Annotated in this window: 13 protein-coding genes; 6 read left to right on the top strand and 7 right to left on the bottom strand. The window is 62.0% G+C overall.

Annotation, left to right across the window (positions count from 1 at the left end):
* The first annotated feature begins 107 nt into the window (after positions 1–107).
* Positions 108–389 carry an ATP-dependent Clp protease adaptor ClpS gene (locus E5K00_RS09555; protein ID WP_135462994.1) on the top strand — a complete coding sequence of 94 codons (282 nt, stop codon included), beginning with the start codon at positions 108–110 and terminating at the stop codon, positions 387–389.
* Between the two features lie 188 nt (positions 390–577).
* Entirely contained in the window at positions 578–1,189 is a 612-nt protein-coding gene (gene recR, locus E5K00_RS09550; protein ID WP_135462993.1) for a recombination mediator RecR, read from the top strand.
* Between the two features lie 5 nt (positions 1,190–1,194).
* Here recR and E5K00_RS09545 read toward each other — a convergent pair whose 3' ends face one another.
* The 4 genes from E5K00_RS09545 to E5K00_RS09530 form a co-directional block, all read right to left on the bottom strand.
* Entirely contained in the window at positions 1,195–2,154 is a 960-nt protein-coding gene (locus E5K00_RS09545; RefSeq protein WP_135462992.1) for a sporulation-delaying protein SdpB family protein, read from the bottom strand.
* 8 nt (positions 2,155–2,162) lie between these two features.
* The gene (locus E5K00_RS09540) at positions 2,163–2,708 is read right to left on the bottom strand and encodes an SdpA family antimicrobial peptide system protein (RefSeq protein WP_135462991.1); all 546 of its coding nucleotides are present in this window, start codon (positions 2,706–2,708) and stop codon (positions 2,163–2,165) included.
* 256 nt (positions 2,709–2,964) lie between these two features.
* Positions 2,965–3,744 carry a hypothetical protein gene (locus tag E5K00_RS09535; RefSeq protein ID WP_135462990.1) on the bottom strand — a complete coding sequence of 260 codons (780 nt, stop codon included), beginning with the start codon at positions 3,742–3,744 and terminating at the stop codon, positions 2,965–2,967.
* Positions 3,745–3,803: 59 nt separating this feature from the next.
* On the bottom strand, positions 3,804–4,580 hold the full coding sequence (locus E5K00_RS09530; RefSeq protein ID WP_135462989.1) for a hypothetical protein: 777 nt from the start codon (positions 4,578–4,580) through the stop codon (positions 3,804–3,806).
* 187 nt (positions 4,581–4,767) lie between these two features.
* On the opposite strand from E5K00_RS09530, the gene E5K00_RS09525 reads away from it, so the two are divergent.
* From E5K00_RS09525 to E5K00_RS09515, 3 genes are all read left to right on the top strand, one after another.
* Positions 4,768–6,768 carry a glycosyltransferase family 2 protein gene (locus tag E5K00_RS09525; protein WP_135462988.1) on the top strand — a complete coding sequence of 667 codons (2,001 nt, stop codon included), beginning with the start codon at positions 4,768–4,770 and terminating at the stop codon, positions 6,766–6,768.
* Positions 6,769–6,926: 158 nt separating this feature from the next.
* The gene (locus E5K00_RS09520; protein ID WP_135462987.1) at positions 6,927–8,150 is read left to right on the top strand and encodes a pyridoxal phosphate-dependent aminotransferase; all 1,224 of its coding nucleotides are present in this window, start codon (positions 6,927–6,929) and stop codon (positions 8,148–8,150) included.
* 322 nt (positions 8,151–8,472) lie between these two features.
* The gene (locus E5K00_RS09515) at positions 8,473–9,489 is read left to right on the top strand and encodes a bifunctional heptose 7-phosphate kinase/heptose 1-phosphate adenyltransferase (protein WP_135462986.1); all 1,017 of its coding nucleotides are present in this window, start codon (positions 8,473–8,475) and stop codon (positions 9,487–9,489) included.
* Between the two features lie 295 nt (positions 9,490–9,784).
* Here the strand turns inward: E5K00_RS09515 and hemE are convergent, their stop codons facing one another.
* From hemE to E5K00_RS09500, 3 genes are all read right to left on the bottom strand, one after another.
* A complete protein-coding gene (gene hemE / locus E5K00_RS09510) occupies positions 9,785–10,834 on the bottom strand; it encodes a uroporphyrinogen decarboxylase (RefSeq protein ID WP_135462985.1) in 1,050 nt (349 codons plus the stop codon).
* Between the two features lie 278 nt (positions 10,835–11,112).
* Positions 11,113–12,171 (bottom strand): UDP-glucose--hexose-1-phosphate uridylyltransferase, encoded by a 1,059-nt coding sequence (locus tag E5K00_RS09505; RefSeq protein ID WP_135462984.1) that lies wholly within the window; start codon positions 12,169–12,171, stop codon positions 11,113–11,115.
* A 175-nt stretch (positions 12,172–12,346) separates the two neighbouring features.
* Positions 12,347–12,964: a MarC family protein gene (locus tag E5K00_RS09500; RefSeq protein ID WP_135462983.1), complete on the bottom strand. Its 618-nt coding sequence runs from the start codon at positions 12,962–12,964 to the stop codon at positions 12,347–12,349.
* A 156-nt stretch (positions 12,965–13,120) separates the two neighbouring features.
* Here E5K00_RS09500 and purE point away from each other — a divergent pair, with 156 nt between their 5' ends.
* The gene (gene purE / locus E5K00_RS09495; protein ID WP_135462982.1) at positions 13,121–13,672 is read left to right on the top strand and encodes a 5-(carboxyamino)imidazole ribonucleotide mutase; all 552 of its coding nucleotides are present in this window, start codon (positions 13,121–13,123) and stop codon (positions 13,670–13,672) included.
* Positions 13,673–13,682: the final 10 nt, after the last annotated feature.

The following is a 13,682-nucleotide window of genomic DNA, read 5'->3' as shown; positions in this document are numbered from 1 at the left end:
ATTATTGTCGGGAAGCCGGGAAACGATTCTGGCAGTAAGCTGGTTATACTACGCCGGCAAGGCCCGGTAAATACGCTTTTCTACTCGATTTTCCGTACTTTTGTGCCATGAACACCAAACCGCAAATCGACTACGACGAGGATGTACTGCTGCTGGAGGAAACCACCGAAGTGCGCGACCTAATCGTGTACAACGACGACGTGAACACCTTCGAGCACGTCATCCGAACCCTGATCGACGTGTGCGGCCACGAGCCGGAACAAGCCGAGCAGTGCACTCTGCTGATTCACCACAAAGGGCAGTGCACCGTCAAGCACGGGGCCTACGAGGAGCTGGCCGACATGTGCACCGCCATCCACGACCGGGGCATCTCCGCCGACGTACTCTAATTCTAATGTGCTAATGATTAATGTGCTGAGGTGCTAATGTGTTCTGGATGTGGTAAATGAGTTGAAGTGCGAGTCCAGAGTGTGCTCCGGTAGCTTATTCGACCATTCGCGCATTCCGCACCTTGGCTTCTAAGCATATTACTTTCCATTAGCACCTCAGCACATTAATCATTAGCACATTAACCTGAATGGAGTTTCCTTCCAAGCTTATAGAAAACGCAGTAGGGGAGTTGGCGAAGCTGCCGGGCATCGGCCGCAAAACCGCGCTGCGCCTCACGCTGCACCTGCTCAAGGCCGAAACCGAAGCCACCAGCGCCCTGGCCGAGGCCCTGGCCAAGATGCGCTTCGAAATTACCTACTGCCAGACTTGCCACAACATCTCCGACACGGAGGAGTGCAGCATCTGCGCCAACAAGCTGCGCGACCATAGCATGGTCTGCGTCGTGTCCGACATCCGCGACGTTATTGCCATTGAAAACACCGGCCAGTACCAGGGCGTCTACCACGTGCTGGGCGGCGTGATTTCGCCCATCGAGGGCATCGGCCCTTCCGATCTGCACATCGACACGCTGCTGACCCGCATTCCAGAGTCGGAAATCAAGGAAATTATCCTGGCCATCAGCCCCACGATGGAAGGCGACACCACCGCGTTTTTCCTCTCGCGCAAGCTGCGCGAGTTTCCCGACGTGCACATCAGCACCATTGCCCGCGGCATCCCGATGGGCGGCGAGCTGGAGTACGCCGACGAAATTACCCTGGGCCGCTCCATCGTGGAGCGCACCCGCCAAGCGAAGGCGTAAAGCGCTCAGGCTGCTGCCGCCTGGGCCAGGGCATACACCGAAGCGGCCGTTGTTGAAGAGGAAGACTCCCCCAGGGTCTTCCTCTTTTTTCGGCCTGGCCCGGCTGCCTGCGGCGGCACCATATACAGTACCAGGCCACCGGCCATGGCCAGCAGAAAGCTGACCAGGCCAAACACCAGGGCTATACCCAGGTGAAAGCCAATGGCCGGCCACAGCAGCTGATACCGGCGCTGCGGGCTCATAAACAGGGCGCCAAACAAGGCTATTTCTAAAACAATGGTGCCCCAGGTCAGCGTCGTAACCACGTAGGCGTTAGTCAGAGCCTCCGCCAGCAGGCCCTGCATCCAGTCGGGGTAGCCGAACAGCGGATCGTTGAAGAAGTAGTATACCGCCGTCCCGTTTTTCCACTCCTCCAACTTATACATTTTCTCGACCCCGGCGTGGAAGTAGAGCACCGCCATCTGCAGGGCAATCAGGGTGAGGGCGCCGCGGGCCACGAAGTTGCGGTAGTAGCTGGGCTGGGCCTGGGGCTCGTTCACCCAGTGGTTGCGACGGTTGTCCAGCAGCGTCACTGGCACCAGCAGCATCGTGAGGATGGAGCCGATCTGGTCGCCGCCTTCCACCAGGCTGGCCGACTGAAAAAGCCCATACGTCACCAGCCAGTGCAGCACGCCCGTGTAGCGCGGAAACACGCCGGACACTACCAGCAGCAGTACCCCCAAGCTGGCAGCGTAGGCGTAGGGTAGCTGCTCGAAGCCCAGCAGAAAGAAAATATTGAAGCTTTCGAACGAGGGGCTCAGGCTCATCTTGCCAAACAGCTGCGCGTCGAACAGGATGTCGGGCGGGCTGAACGTCAGCGTAATGATGGTGCCCAGCGCCAGCAGGCTGCGGCCCAGGCCATACACCCAGGTAAACGGGTTGACGGCCGCGTAGGAATCCAGGGCGCGGAGGATCTTCGTGTACATAGCCAGACTTACTTAATGGTGAGTTTCAGGTATTGCTCGGGGTTAGTGAAGTGCTCCGGATACTGTGCCCAGGCCCAAGGCACCACGTTGAAGCGCTTAACCACGTAGTCGCCTTTGGCCAACTGGGTAAAGTGCCGGGTAGAGTAGGGAATAACTACCGCCGCAATAGTATCGGCGTGCAGGAGCTCGGTCAGGGAGTAGGCCTGCTGCCGGGTCCAGTCTTTTTCCTGCACCTGAGCCATTACCCGGCTAAACTCGAGATTGAGGCGGCGGCTGCGGCGCGACAACCCGCACAGGTTCTGGGCGGCGGCGTTTTTGTAGGTGGCCAGCGCCAGGGTTTTATCGGGCCCGACTGTATACAGCACTGTTTTGGCGTCCCGCGGATTCTTAGTGAAAAAACCCCAGCCCTCGGGCAGCAACACGCTGAACATATAGCGCTCCTGAAAAGAGGTTTCGGTGGCGTTGGTGCCCACCGAGGCCTGGCCGGCCTTGGCCACCAGCACAAAGCCCAGGATGATGAGCGTGAGGTAAAAGACAAACCGTTTGGCTTTCATAATTAGCGCGAGGAATAAGATGAAAACGAAAAAGAACCGGGTGCCGGGGCGCAGCACGCGGCCGAGCCGACTAAGCAGGAGTGGTAGCGAAAAAGTAGGTGGCCCGCCGAAGCCGGGAAATTTTATTACACAAACGCCCTGTTTATCAACATAAACAGGGCGTTTGTGTACTTCTGGGCTACGCCAGCAGTGCGTGTCGGGCCGGCCGCTGGGCACTACCCCCGGCCGGCGGCTTGGGGCCCGGCACGGCGGCCGACTACCCGCGGCGGCTCAGGAAAGCCAGGTCCCGAACCAGCTTGTCGGTTTCCAGGGTCGCGCGCTGCCGCATGGCCTTGGCCAGCTCGCTGCCGCCGGGGCGGTTCTGTTCCGTAACGAAGTAGTCAATAACGTTGGAGCCGGGATACTGCATGGCGGCGTGCACGATTACGTAGCCGTCCAGCAACAGGGGCTGCTCCAGCTCGGCCGCCACCTCGCGGCTTCCGGTGTGGGCCGCGTCGCTGATGTAGCGCTCCAGCTCCGTCTGTTTCGTGAAATCATAGCGGGTCAGGTCCAGCTTCTGGCCTGCGGCCTGCTGGTGCTGCCCGGAAGCCACCAGAGCTGCGGCCGGTACCACCTGCCGAACCGCCGAGTAGTGCAGGGCCGCTCCCTTGCGCAGAGCCGCTTCAATCGAGGCAAAATTCTGCGAAGCAATGGCCGTTTGCAGCTCCTGGAAGTAGCCCGGGTCCAGGAGGCGCACCAGCGCCGTCATGTGCCGCGCTGCCGCCTGCCGCTCCTGGGCGTGGCGGGGGTGCTGCTGGTTGTCTTTCGCTATTGCCGAGCGCTGCACGTCGAAATACGGAATATCGGCTGCCGCCGGACCCTGTAGCAGGAAAATGCCCTGAAACAGGGCCTCGCCGCTGTAGTTGGCTGCCGCGGTAGCCGTAGCGGCCGGGGTGGCCGGGGCCGAAGGAATTGCCTGGTCTTTGCTGCAGCTGGTCAGTACCGAGAGGCCCGTGGTCAGCAGTGCCAGGGTGGTGCGGAATAAAGTAGAAGTCATAACGTGTTAGGTAAGAATAGTGAGAAATAAAGGAGGTCACCGGTGTAGCCGGGGCCCTATCAGAGGTTCAGGGCAATCTGCCGGATAACCAGGTCGAACGTGAGCTGATTAGCGGTAGATTCTTCCTGCAGCTTCTCAAAGAAGGCATGCGCTACTTCGGCAATGAAAACCGAAACGCTTTGGTAGGCCACGTAGTCGCCGCTCTGGTACACCATAATCATGGCTGCTTCGTCCTGAATCTGAGCGGAAGGCGCGAGCTGGCCGCTGGCCGTCAGGGCGGCGCGGGCATCCTGCACGTAGCGGGCAATGTCCTGCTCCCGGCTGAAGTCGTAGCGCGTCATGTCCAGCCCCCGCAGAACCTGCTTGCGCTGCAGGTAGGCCTGCTTCTGGCCGGGTGAGGGCAGGGCGCTCAGCGTCACGGCCTCGTTCAGCAGGGTGCCCTGCTTCAGAGCGGCCTTCACCCGCTGAAAGTCCCGGGACTGAATGGCCTGCTGCAGCCGGTCGAAGTACGTGGGGTCCAGGGCCCGAACCGCGCCAACGATGGCGTCGATGTTGCGGCGGCGAGCGGCCGGGAAAGCCGGGTTTTGAGCCAGGCCCTTGTTGATACTGGCCCGGTACGAATCGAAAGCCGGAATCTTGGCGGCCACTTCTCCCTCGAAGAAAAAGATGCCCCGGTAGAGCTCTTCCCCGGTATGGTGGTCGGTTTTGGTGGCCGAAACGGCGGGGGCCGGACCAGCCTGGTCTTCTTTGGCGCAGCTGCCCAGCAAGGCCGTGCCGCCCAGCAGCAAGCCCAGTACGGCCGGGGAGGCCGAGTTTAGCATGTTTTTAAGCATCATACAATCAGTGAAATAGTGAATGGATAGTAGGGTAGTTTAGGCTGTAAAGAAGCAGGGTAGAAATGACTTCGCCAACCCTGTGCCGGCCCCGTGGTACACACAGGCTCAAAGGCGTTACCAATGCCCCGGAAGTAGGTATGTAGTGCTGATTGCCTATCTTCCCGCCACTTTTTGTCGGCCCTATCCCGTGAAGCTTTCCGTCATTATCGTCAACTACAACGTCTGCTATTTCCTGGAGCAGGCCCTGTTGTCGGTGCGGCGGGCGGTGGAAAAGCTCGGGGCCCCGGCCGAGGTGTTCGTCGTCGATAACAACTCCGTGGACGGCTCCGTGGCTATGGTGCGGGCCCGCTTCCCGGAAGTCATCCTGATTGAAAACAAGGACAATCCGGGCTTTTCGAAGGCCAACAACCAGGCTATGCGCGTGGCCCAGGGCGAGTACGTGCTGCTGCTCAACCCTGACACGGTGGTGGAGGAAGATACCTTCCGCAGCTGCTGCGCCTTCATGGATGCTCACCCCGACGGCGGCGGCCTGGGCGTGAAAATGCTCGACGGGCAGGGCAAGTTTCTGCCCGAAAGCAAGCGGGGCCTGCCCACGCCGGCCGTGGCCTTCTACAAAATCTTCGGGCTGGCCAGTTTGTTTCCGAAGTCGCGCACGTTTGGGCGCTACCACCTGGGCTACCTCGACAAAGACCAGCCCCACGAAATAGAGGTGCTCAGCGGGGCCTTTATGCTCATGCGCCGCGCCGCCCTCGACCAGGTGGGCCTGCTCGACGAAGACTACTTCATGTACGGGGAGGACATTGACCTCTCGTACCGCCTGACGCGGGGCGGCTGGAAAAACTACTACTTCCCCGGTACCCGCATCATTCACTACAAGGGCGAAAGCACGAAGCGCACCAGCGTCAACTACGTGTTTGTGTTTTACCGGGCCATGGTGATTTTTGCCCGCAAGCACTTCGCCCCCCAGCGGGCGGGCCTGTTTTCCCTGCTCATCAACCTGGCTATCTGGCTGCGGGCCGGGCTGGCGGTGGGCCAGCGCCTGCTGGTGCAGGCCGCGCCCGTGCTGCTCGACGCGGGCCTGATCTACGGGGGCATGTACTTTCTGAAAACCTACTGGGAGCAGAACCACAAGTACGTGCGCACCGACTACCCGCCCGAGTTTATGCTGCTGGCCGTGCCCGCCTACATTGTGGTGTGGCTCACGTCGGCGTACTTCAGCGGGGCCTACGACCAGCCCACCAAGACGGCCCGCATCGTGCGCGGTATTTTCCTGGGCACGGTGCTGATTTCGGCCGTTTCCAACTTTTTCGACGCCTACCGCTTCTCCAAGGCCCTCATCATTCTGGGCGGGGTCTGGAGCGTGGCCGCGCTGGTGGGCCGCCGCCTGGCCTTCCACTTCTACCGCTACCACGACCTGCGCCTGAATGAGCGGCGGCAGAAAAACGTGGCCATCGTGGGCTCGGCCCAGGAAAGCCGCCGGGTGCGGCAGCTGCTGGAAACCGCCGCCGTGCAAGCCCGCATCATCGGCTACGTAACCCCCGAATTAGTTGCGCCCGACCCTCAAACCCCCATACCCTCACACCCTCATACCCCGGCAGACGACCCCCTGGGCGAAGTGCGGCAGCTCGACGAAATCATCCGCATCTACGCCCTGGACGAGCTGATTTTCTGCGGTAAGGACTTGTCGGCCAGCCAGATTATTGCCCTGATGGTGGAGCTGCCCCAGCAGCCCCCGGTGGCCTACAAGATCCTGCCCGAAGACAGTGAGTACATCATCGGCAGCTCTTCGAAAGACGCGCCCGGCGACTACTACGCCCTCGACATTGCCCTGAACCTTTACCAGCCCCAGCAGGCCCGCAACAAGCGCCTGCTCGATATTTTCCTGAGTCTGGGGCTGCTGCTGGGTGCTCCGCTGCTGGTGTGGCTGCAAAAAGACAAGGCCGGCTTCGTGCGCAACTGCCTGCGGGTGCTGGCCGGGCGCTGCACCTGGGTGGGCCTGCGCCACGCCGCGCCCCCGCGCCGCTCGGCCCGCGCCATCCTCTCGCCCGCCGACGCCGCCCACACCCACGCCGCCCTGACCGAGGCCACCCGCCGCCGCCTGGAGCTGCTCTACGCCAAGGACTACGAGCCCTCCACCGACGTGAGCATCGTGCTGCACTGCCTGCGCGAGCTGGGCCGGCAGGGGTAGAAAGGCCGCGAAGCAAAGGGGGTACACTTTTGTCTGTAACACTTTAAAGTGTTACAGACAAAAGTGTACCCCCTTTGCCAGACTTGGTGTTTTGGTCCGGACTGCCAGTCCGTGGGTAAATCCTTACTTTTGCGCCCTCCCATCCCAACCTGTTTTCTATGGCTACTAGCGCCACCGTACTACCTGCTTCTGTCCTGTCCGACCGTATCAGCGCGTTGCAGGAATCCCAAACCATTGCCATGGCCAAAAAGGCCCGGGAGCTGATGGCCCAGGGTATCGACGTGATTAACCTGAGCTTCGGCGAGCCGGACTTCGAGACGCCGGAATACATCCGGGAGGCCGCCAAAAAGGCTATGGACGAGGGCTACACCAAATACATGCCCGTGCCCGGCTACCTGGATCTGCGCCAGGCCATTGCCGACAAGCTCCGGCGCGAAAACCGGCTGGAGTACCAGGCCGAGAATATCGTGGTGAGCACCGGCGCCAAGCAGGCTCTGGCCAACGCCGTGATGAGCCTGGTGAACCCCGGCGACGAGGTTATCGTGTTTGCGCCCTACTGGGTGAGCTACGAGGAAATGGTGCGCCTGGCCGAGGGCGTGAGCCGGCCGCTGCTGGGTACCCTGGAAAACGACTACAAGGTGACGGCCGCCCAGCTCGAAGCCGCCATTACGCCCCGCACCAAGCTGATTATGTACTCGTCGCCCTGCAACCCGACCGGCTCGGTGTTTTCGCGCGAGGAGCTGGCTGCTATTGCCGAGGTAGTGGCCCGCCACCCCCAGGTGCACGTGCTGGCCGACGAGATTTACGAGTACATCAACTTCGTGGGCGAGCACGCCAGCCTGGCCCAGTTCGACGACATCAAGGACCGCGTCATCACTGTCAACGGCTTCTCGAAGGGCTACGCCATGACGGGCTGGCGCGTGGGCTACCTGGCCGCTACCAAGCAGATTGCCGCCGCCTGCGAGAAAATGCAGAGCCAGATTACCTCCGGCACCTGCTCGGTGGCCCAGCGCGCCGCCCTGGCCGCGCTGCTCGGGGGCCGCTCCTCGGCCGATACGATGGTGGAAGCCTACCGCCGCCGCCGCGACATGGTACTGGAGCAGGTGAAGGAAATTGCGGGCTTCAAAACGCCCACCCCCAGCGGGGCCTTCTACATCTTCCCCGACGTCAGCGCCTATTTCGGCCGCACCGCCCCCGATGGTACGGTTATCAATACGGCTACCGACCTGGCCATGTACATGCTCAACGACGGCCACGTGGCGGCCGTGACGGGCGAGGCGTTCGGCGCGCCCAACTGCATCCGCTTCAGCACCGCCGCCGCCGATGATAAGCTGCGCGAAGCCTTCCGCCGCATCAAAGTAAGCCTGGATAAGCTAGGCTAATGTGCTGAGGTGCTAATGTGGTTGAATGTGCTAAGGCGGCATTCGTGTCATTGCGAGGCGCCGCCGCAGCACCCGAAGGACAGCGTAGCTAATCCGTCCGCTGCGCAGGTAGTCACGCGCTTTCCCCGCCAAGCCCTTTACTCCAGCCGGAGTAAAGGGCTTGGTGCGTTGGCACAAGCTGTAGTGGGGTAGGCGAGGAAGGTCCTTCGCGTTGCTCAGGATGACAGTTCTAACAATCAACAACCAACAACTACCAACTACCAACCAACAACTCATTCCGCCGCGCCTGTTTACCTTTGCGGCTTCCCTTTGAAACGCTCTGATGTCGACTGCCGCTCCGCTTACTTCGTTGCCCGCCGTATTTGCCGCCTTCAACCGCCTGACCGTGCTCATCGTGGGCGACGTGATGATGGACGCCTACGTGTGGGGCAAAGCCGGCCGCCTCTCGCCCGAAGCGCCGGTGCCGGTGGTAAACGTGAGCCGCACCGAGCAGCGCCTGGGCGGGGCGGCCAACGTGGCCCTGAACGTGCAGGCCCTGGGTGCGACACCGCTGCTGTGCGCCGTTATTGGGGAAGATACCGGCGGCACGCAGCTGCTGGAGCTGCTGCGCGACAAGGAGCTGTCGGCCCAAGGCATCGTGCGCAGCGCCCACCGGCCCACTACCGTCAAGCAGCGCATCCTGGCCGCCGGGCAGCACCTGCTGCGCATCGACTCGGAGGTGGAAACTGACCTGAATCCCGAGGAAGCCGCGCTGCTGCAAGCCCGCTACGAAGTCCTGCTCGACCGGGCCGACGTGGTGATTTTCGAAGACTACGACAAGGGCGTGCTCAGCGCGGGCAGCATTGCGCACTTCATCGGGCTGGCCCGGCAGAAAGGCATTCCCACCGTCGTCGACCCCAAGAAGAAGAACTTTCTGGCCTATCAGCACTGCACCCTGTTCAAGCCCAACCTAAAGGAGCTGCGTGAGGGCCTGAAGCTGGAATTTGGCGACACCGATGCCGACCGGCCCCAGTTCGAAGCCGCCGTGGAGCGCCTGCGCGAAGTGCTGATGCCCGAAATCGTACTCGTTACCCTCTCGGAGCGGGGCGTGTTCAGCGAGTCGCGGCAGAGTGGCCGCAGCTACATTCCGGCCCACCTGCGCATGATTTCCGATGTATCCGGGGCCGGTGACACGGTTATCAGCATTGCCGCCCTGTGCGTGGCCCTGGGTCTGGAGCCGCCCGTAATGGCCGCCCTGGCCAACCTCGGCGGCGGCCTGGTCTGTGAGCAGGTCGGCGTGGTGCCCATCGAGAAGCAGCGCCTGCTGGCTGAAGCTATGGCAGCTAATGTGCTAATGTGAGGAATGTGCTGAGGTGCTAATGTTCGTGTCCTTGCGAGACGCCGCCATTAATGCAGCCTCGGTCCACTACATGCCCTTTTTTCCACACGAGCAAGTAGCCAAGTAACGCGAAGTTTCACTTCGCGAGTCGTTGTTTACTGTGCACGCTTATCGTTCAACGCGTCGCGAAGTGGAACTTCGCGTTACGGCAGCAAGCCCTTTATTCCGGCTGGAATAAAGGGCTTGCTGGGTAAAGGTCATTACATACCGCGCCGAGGACGCAGGGCTTCGTTGCGCCTCACAATGCCCTGGGGGCCTAAATAGCGCCTTGGCGGGCCAGGGTGCTGAACTCCTTGACGGTATTGATGAACACGCGCACGTTGTCCGGGTCGGTGTCGGGGTAGACGCCGTGGCCCAGGTTGGCAATGTGGCGCTGGGGTCCGAAGCGGCGCAGCATCTCGATAGTGGCCGTCTGGACCTGCTCCCGGCTGCCGTAGAGGGCGCAGGGGTCCAGGTTGCCTTGCAGGGTTTTGTCGTAGCCGATGGCGGCGCGCACCAGGCGCGGGTCCTCGTTCCAGTCGAGGCCGATGGTGCGGCAGTTGAAGTGGGCGAAGTCCGACACGGCAAACCAGGCGCCTTTGGCAAACACCGTCACGGGCACGCCCTCGGGCATGGCGTCGCAGATGGCGGCAATGTAGCGGGCCGAGAACTCGCGGTAGTGGTCGGGGGGCAGGATACCGGCCCACGAGTCGAACACCTGCACAATGTTGGCCCCGGCCTCCACTTGGGCCTGCAGGTAGGTAATGGTCGTGCGCGTGATTTTGTCGAGCAGCTCGTGGGCCAGCGCGGGGTTGGTGTAGAGCATGCGCCGCGCCTTACTGAAGGTCTTGGAGCCGTGGCCTTCCACCATGTAGGCCAGAATCGTCCAGGGCGCGCCGGCAAAGCCGATGAGCGGCACCCGGCCGTTCAGGGCGCGCTTAGTCACCCGGATGGCTTCGAGCACGTAGCCCAGGTGCTCCTCGGGGTCGGCCACGCGCATGCGGGCTACGTCCTGGGCCGTTTTGATGGTTTCGGGAAACAGCGGGCCGCGGGCTTCCACCATTTCGTAGGTCAGGCCCATGGCCTCGGGCACCACCAGGATGTCGGAGAAGATGATGGCCGCGTCCACGTCCAGGGCGTCCACGGGCTGAATGGTGACTTCCGCCGCCAGCTCCGGCGTTTCGACCAGCTCCTTGAAGCCGCTCAGGCGGCCGCGCAGGGCACGGTATTCGGGCAAAATACGGCCCGCCTGGCGCATGAGCCACACGGGAGTACGTTCGGTTTCTTCGCCACGGGCGGCGCGGAGCAGGAGGTCGTTCTTGAGCATAGAAAAAGGCAGGGAAGCCGGAAATCGGCCGCAAGTTACGCGCTACCGGGCAGCAATGCTTGCAAGCAGGGTTTATTTCGTCTGTCCTGCGCCGGCTGTCATCCTGAACGCAGCGCAGCGGAGTGAAGGACCTTCCTGCCCTGAGTGACAACCGTTCTTCAACGTGAAAAGCCCTTTATTCCAACCGGAATAAAGGGCTTTTTCGCATTGGCAGAAGCTAGGGTGGGGTAGGTGAGGAAGGTCCTTCGCTTTGCTCAGGATGACAGGCGGGAAAAAAGCTACTCCGTTGCTGCTGCCTGCTTATAGTGCACCGTGGGCAGACCGCGCAGCCGTTCGGCGGCCCACTCGGGCGTGATGTCGCGCTGGGGGTTGGCCAGCATTTCGTAGCCCACCATAAACTTGCGCACCGTGGCCGAGCGCAGCAGGGGCGGGTAGAAGTGCAGGTGCAGGTGCCAGCTTTCGTGCGCCTGCCCGTCGGTGGGGCGCTGGTGCAGGCCGGCCGAGTAGGGGAAGGAAATCCGGAACAGGTTGTCGTAGCGGATGGTCAGGTCGTGCAGGGCGGCGGCAAAGCTGTCCTTTTCGGCGTCGGTCAGCTGCTCGATGGACGTGACGTGGCGGCGCGGCAGCAGCAGGGTTTCGAAGGGCCAGGTGGCCCAGTAGGGCACCAGGGTCACGAAATGCTCGTTCTGATACACCAGGCGGGTTTGCTCTTGCAGCTCCAGCGCCACGTAGTCGAGCAAGAGGCTGCGGCCGTGCTCCTGGAAGTAGGCGGCCTGCTGCACCGTTTCCTTGGCCGGGTCGGCGGGCACGGTGCGCTGGGCCCAGATCTGCCCGTGCGGGTGCGGGTTCGAGCAGCCCATCATGAAGCCCTTGTTCTCGAAAATCTGCACGTAGTTGATGTCGGGGCGGGCGCCCAGCTCCTGGTACTGCTCCACCCACACGTCCACCACGCGCCGGATGGCGGCCGGCTCCATTTCGGGCAGAGTCAGATCGTGGCGGGGCGAAAAGCAGATAACCCGGGCCACCCCCGATTCGGCCTCGGCCCGCAGCAGGCCGCCCACGTTCACCGTCCCCTGGGGCACGTCGGCCTGCAAGGCGGCAAAGTCGTTGTCGAACACGAAGGTGCTGTCGTAGCTGGGGTTCACGGCCCCGCCCGCGCGGGTGTTGCCGGGGCAGAGGTAGCAGGTCGGGTCGTAGGCGGGGCGGGTTTCGGCTTCGGGCTCTTCCTGCTGGCCCTGCCAGGGCCGCTTCGAGCGGTGCGGCGACACCAGCAGCCATTCGCCGGTCAGGGGGTTGTAGCGGCGGTGCGAGTGCTCGGTAGTATCGAAGACGGCCATGACGGGAGGTAGATGGAGAGCTTAGAAAGAAGCAAAATAGTTACGAAGAACGTCATGCAGAGCGCAGCGAAGCATCTCGCGTGCTGACGTTGGCTTACTAATCGGACGAGGCCAGGCGAGATGCTTCGCTGCGCTCTGCATGACGTTCAGAAAATACGTTCCGTTACCTGCTCCACTACTCCTGAAACAGGGCCTTGATGGCCGTGGCCAGGAAGTTGACGCCGATGGCCAGGGTCAGAAAGCCCATGATGCGGGCCAGAGCCGCCATGCCGGGCCGGCCCAGAAAGCGCGTCAGGCGCAACGACGACATCAGGATAATATAGCTGGCCAAAGCTACCAGCACGAAGCCGAAAAAAATCAGGCCCATGTCCAGGTAGGTAAGCTTCTTGGTAAACAGGCCGATGCACACGGCCATGGAGCCGGGGCCCGACAGCATGGGCATGGCCAGCGGGGTAAACGAAATGTCCTCCTTGTGCATGCTTTCCTCCAGCGTCGCCTCCGAAACCTTGGCCCGGTTGCCGCCCGGCGTCAGCAGATCGAAGGCCGAGCGCATGAGCAGGATGCCGCCGGCAATGCGCAGGTGGTGAATGTTGATACCGAAGAAGTTCAGCACGTACTGCCCCGCGAAAAACGATACCGACAGCACGCCCACCATGTAAATACAGGCCCGCAGCCCGATCTGGGCGCGGTGGCTGGGCGAGTCTTCCTCCGTCAGGGTCAGGAATACCGGCATGGCGCCGAAGGGGTTTACGACGGAAAACAGGGTAGTGAAGGTGGCGAGTAGTATTTCCATGTACCGAGGCAGGGAAGTGGAAGGCGGGTAAAGGTACGAGGGATTGGGTATCAGCAAACAGGTTAAAATGGTATGTTTGGAAAGCCAACCGTAGCATACCTGGCGCGTACAAGCGCTTAGAAGGCCGGCTGCCCGCCTTTTTTTCATCCTATTTGTATGACTACTGCCTCCGCCGCCGCTCCCGCCACCGACGACTACCGCGACACTCCGCTCGTTGGCATCGTGATGGGGAGCCAGTCCGACCTGACGGTTATGCGGGCCGCCGCCGAGCTGCTGCGCCAGTTTGGGGTGCCGCACGAAATCACCCTGGTGTCGCCGCACCGCACGCCCTACCGCCTCATCGAGTACGGTGAAACGGCCCGCAAGCGCGGCATGCGGGTCATTATTGCCGGTGGAGGTGGGGCCGCCCACTTGCCCGGCATGCTGGCCGCCTTTACCACGCTGCCCGTTATCGGGGTGCCCATCAACTCGGCCACCTCCGTGCACGGCCTCGACTCGGTACTTTCCATGCTGCAGATGCCCGCCGGCGTGCCCGTGGCTACCGTGGCCATCGACGGGGCCGCCAACGCCGCCGTGCTGGCCACCCAGATGCTGGCCCTGAGCAACGCCCGGCTGGCCGACGTATTGGAAAAGTACCGTACTGCTCTCAAAGACAAAGTGATGCGCACCATTGAGGAGCTCCGCAAAGGAGGCTTCAGTGATGAGTAGGCGAATGAGT

Source organism: Hymenobacter aquaticus (genome assembly GCF_004765605.1).
Classification (GTDB): Bacteria; Bacteroidota; Bacteroidia; order Cytophagales; family Hymenobacteraceae; genus Hymenobacter; species Hymenobacter aquaticus.
Note: the sequence above shows the minus strand (reverse complement) of the source record. Positions and strands in the feature narration are given on the sequence as shown.

Bases quoted from the DNA above. Each gene is read 5' to 3' on its own strand.
- E5K00_RS09540 (WP_135462991.1), bottom strand. From the start codon at position 2,708: ATGAAAGCCAAACGGTTTGTCTTTTACCTCACGCTCATCATCCTGGGC.
- E5K00_RS09520 (WP_135462987.1), top strand. From the start codon at position 6,927: ATGGCTACTAGCGCCACCGTACTACCTGCTTCTGTCCTGTCCGACCGT.
- E5K00_RS09535 (WP_135462990.1), bottom strand. From the start codon at position 3,744: ATGACTTCTACTTTATTCCGCACCACCCTGGCACTGCTGACCACGGGC.
- E5K00_RS09545 (WP_135462992.1), bottom strand. From the start codon at position 2,154: ATGTACACGAAGATCCTCCGCGCCCTGGATTCCTACGCGGCCGTCAAC.
- E5K00_RS09555 (WP_135462994.1), top strand. From the start codon at position 108: ATGAACACCAAACCGCAAATCGACTACGACGAGGATGTACTGCTGCTG.
- purE (WP_135462982.1), top strand. From the start codon at position 13,121: ATGACTACTGCCTCCGCCGCCGCTCCCGCCACCGACGACTACCGCGAC.
- recR (WP_135462993.1), top strand. From the start codon at position 578: ATGGAGTTTCCTTCCAAGCTTATAGAAAACGCAGTAGGGGAGTTGGCG.
- E5K00_RS09515 (WP_135462986.1), top strand. From the start codon at position 8,473: ATGTCGACTGCCGCTCCGCTTACTTCGTTGCCCGCCGTATTTGCCGCC.
- E5K00_RS09505 (WP_135462984.1), bottom strand. From the start codon at position 12,171: ATGGCCGTCTTCGATACTACCGAGCACTCGCACCGCCGCTACAACCCC.
- E5K00_RS09500 (WP_135462983.1), bottom strand. From the start codon at position 12,964: ATGGAAATACTACTCGCCACCTTCACTACCCTGTTTTCCGTCGTAAAC.
- hemE (WP_135462985.1), bottom strand. From the start codon at position 10,834: ATGCTCAAGAACGACCTCCTGCTCCGCGCCGCCCGTGGCGAAGAAACC.
- E5K00_RS09530 (WP_135462989.1), bottom strand. From the start codon at position 4,580: ATGATGCTTAAAAACATGCTAAACTCGGCCTCCCCGGCCGTACTGGGC.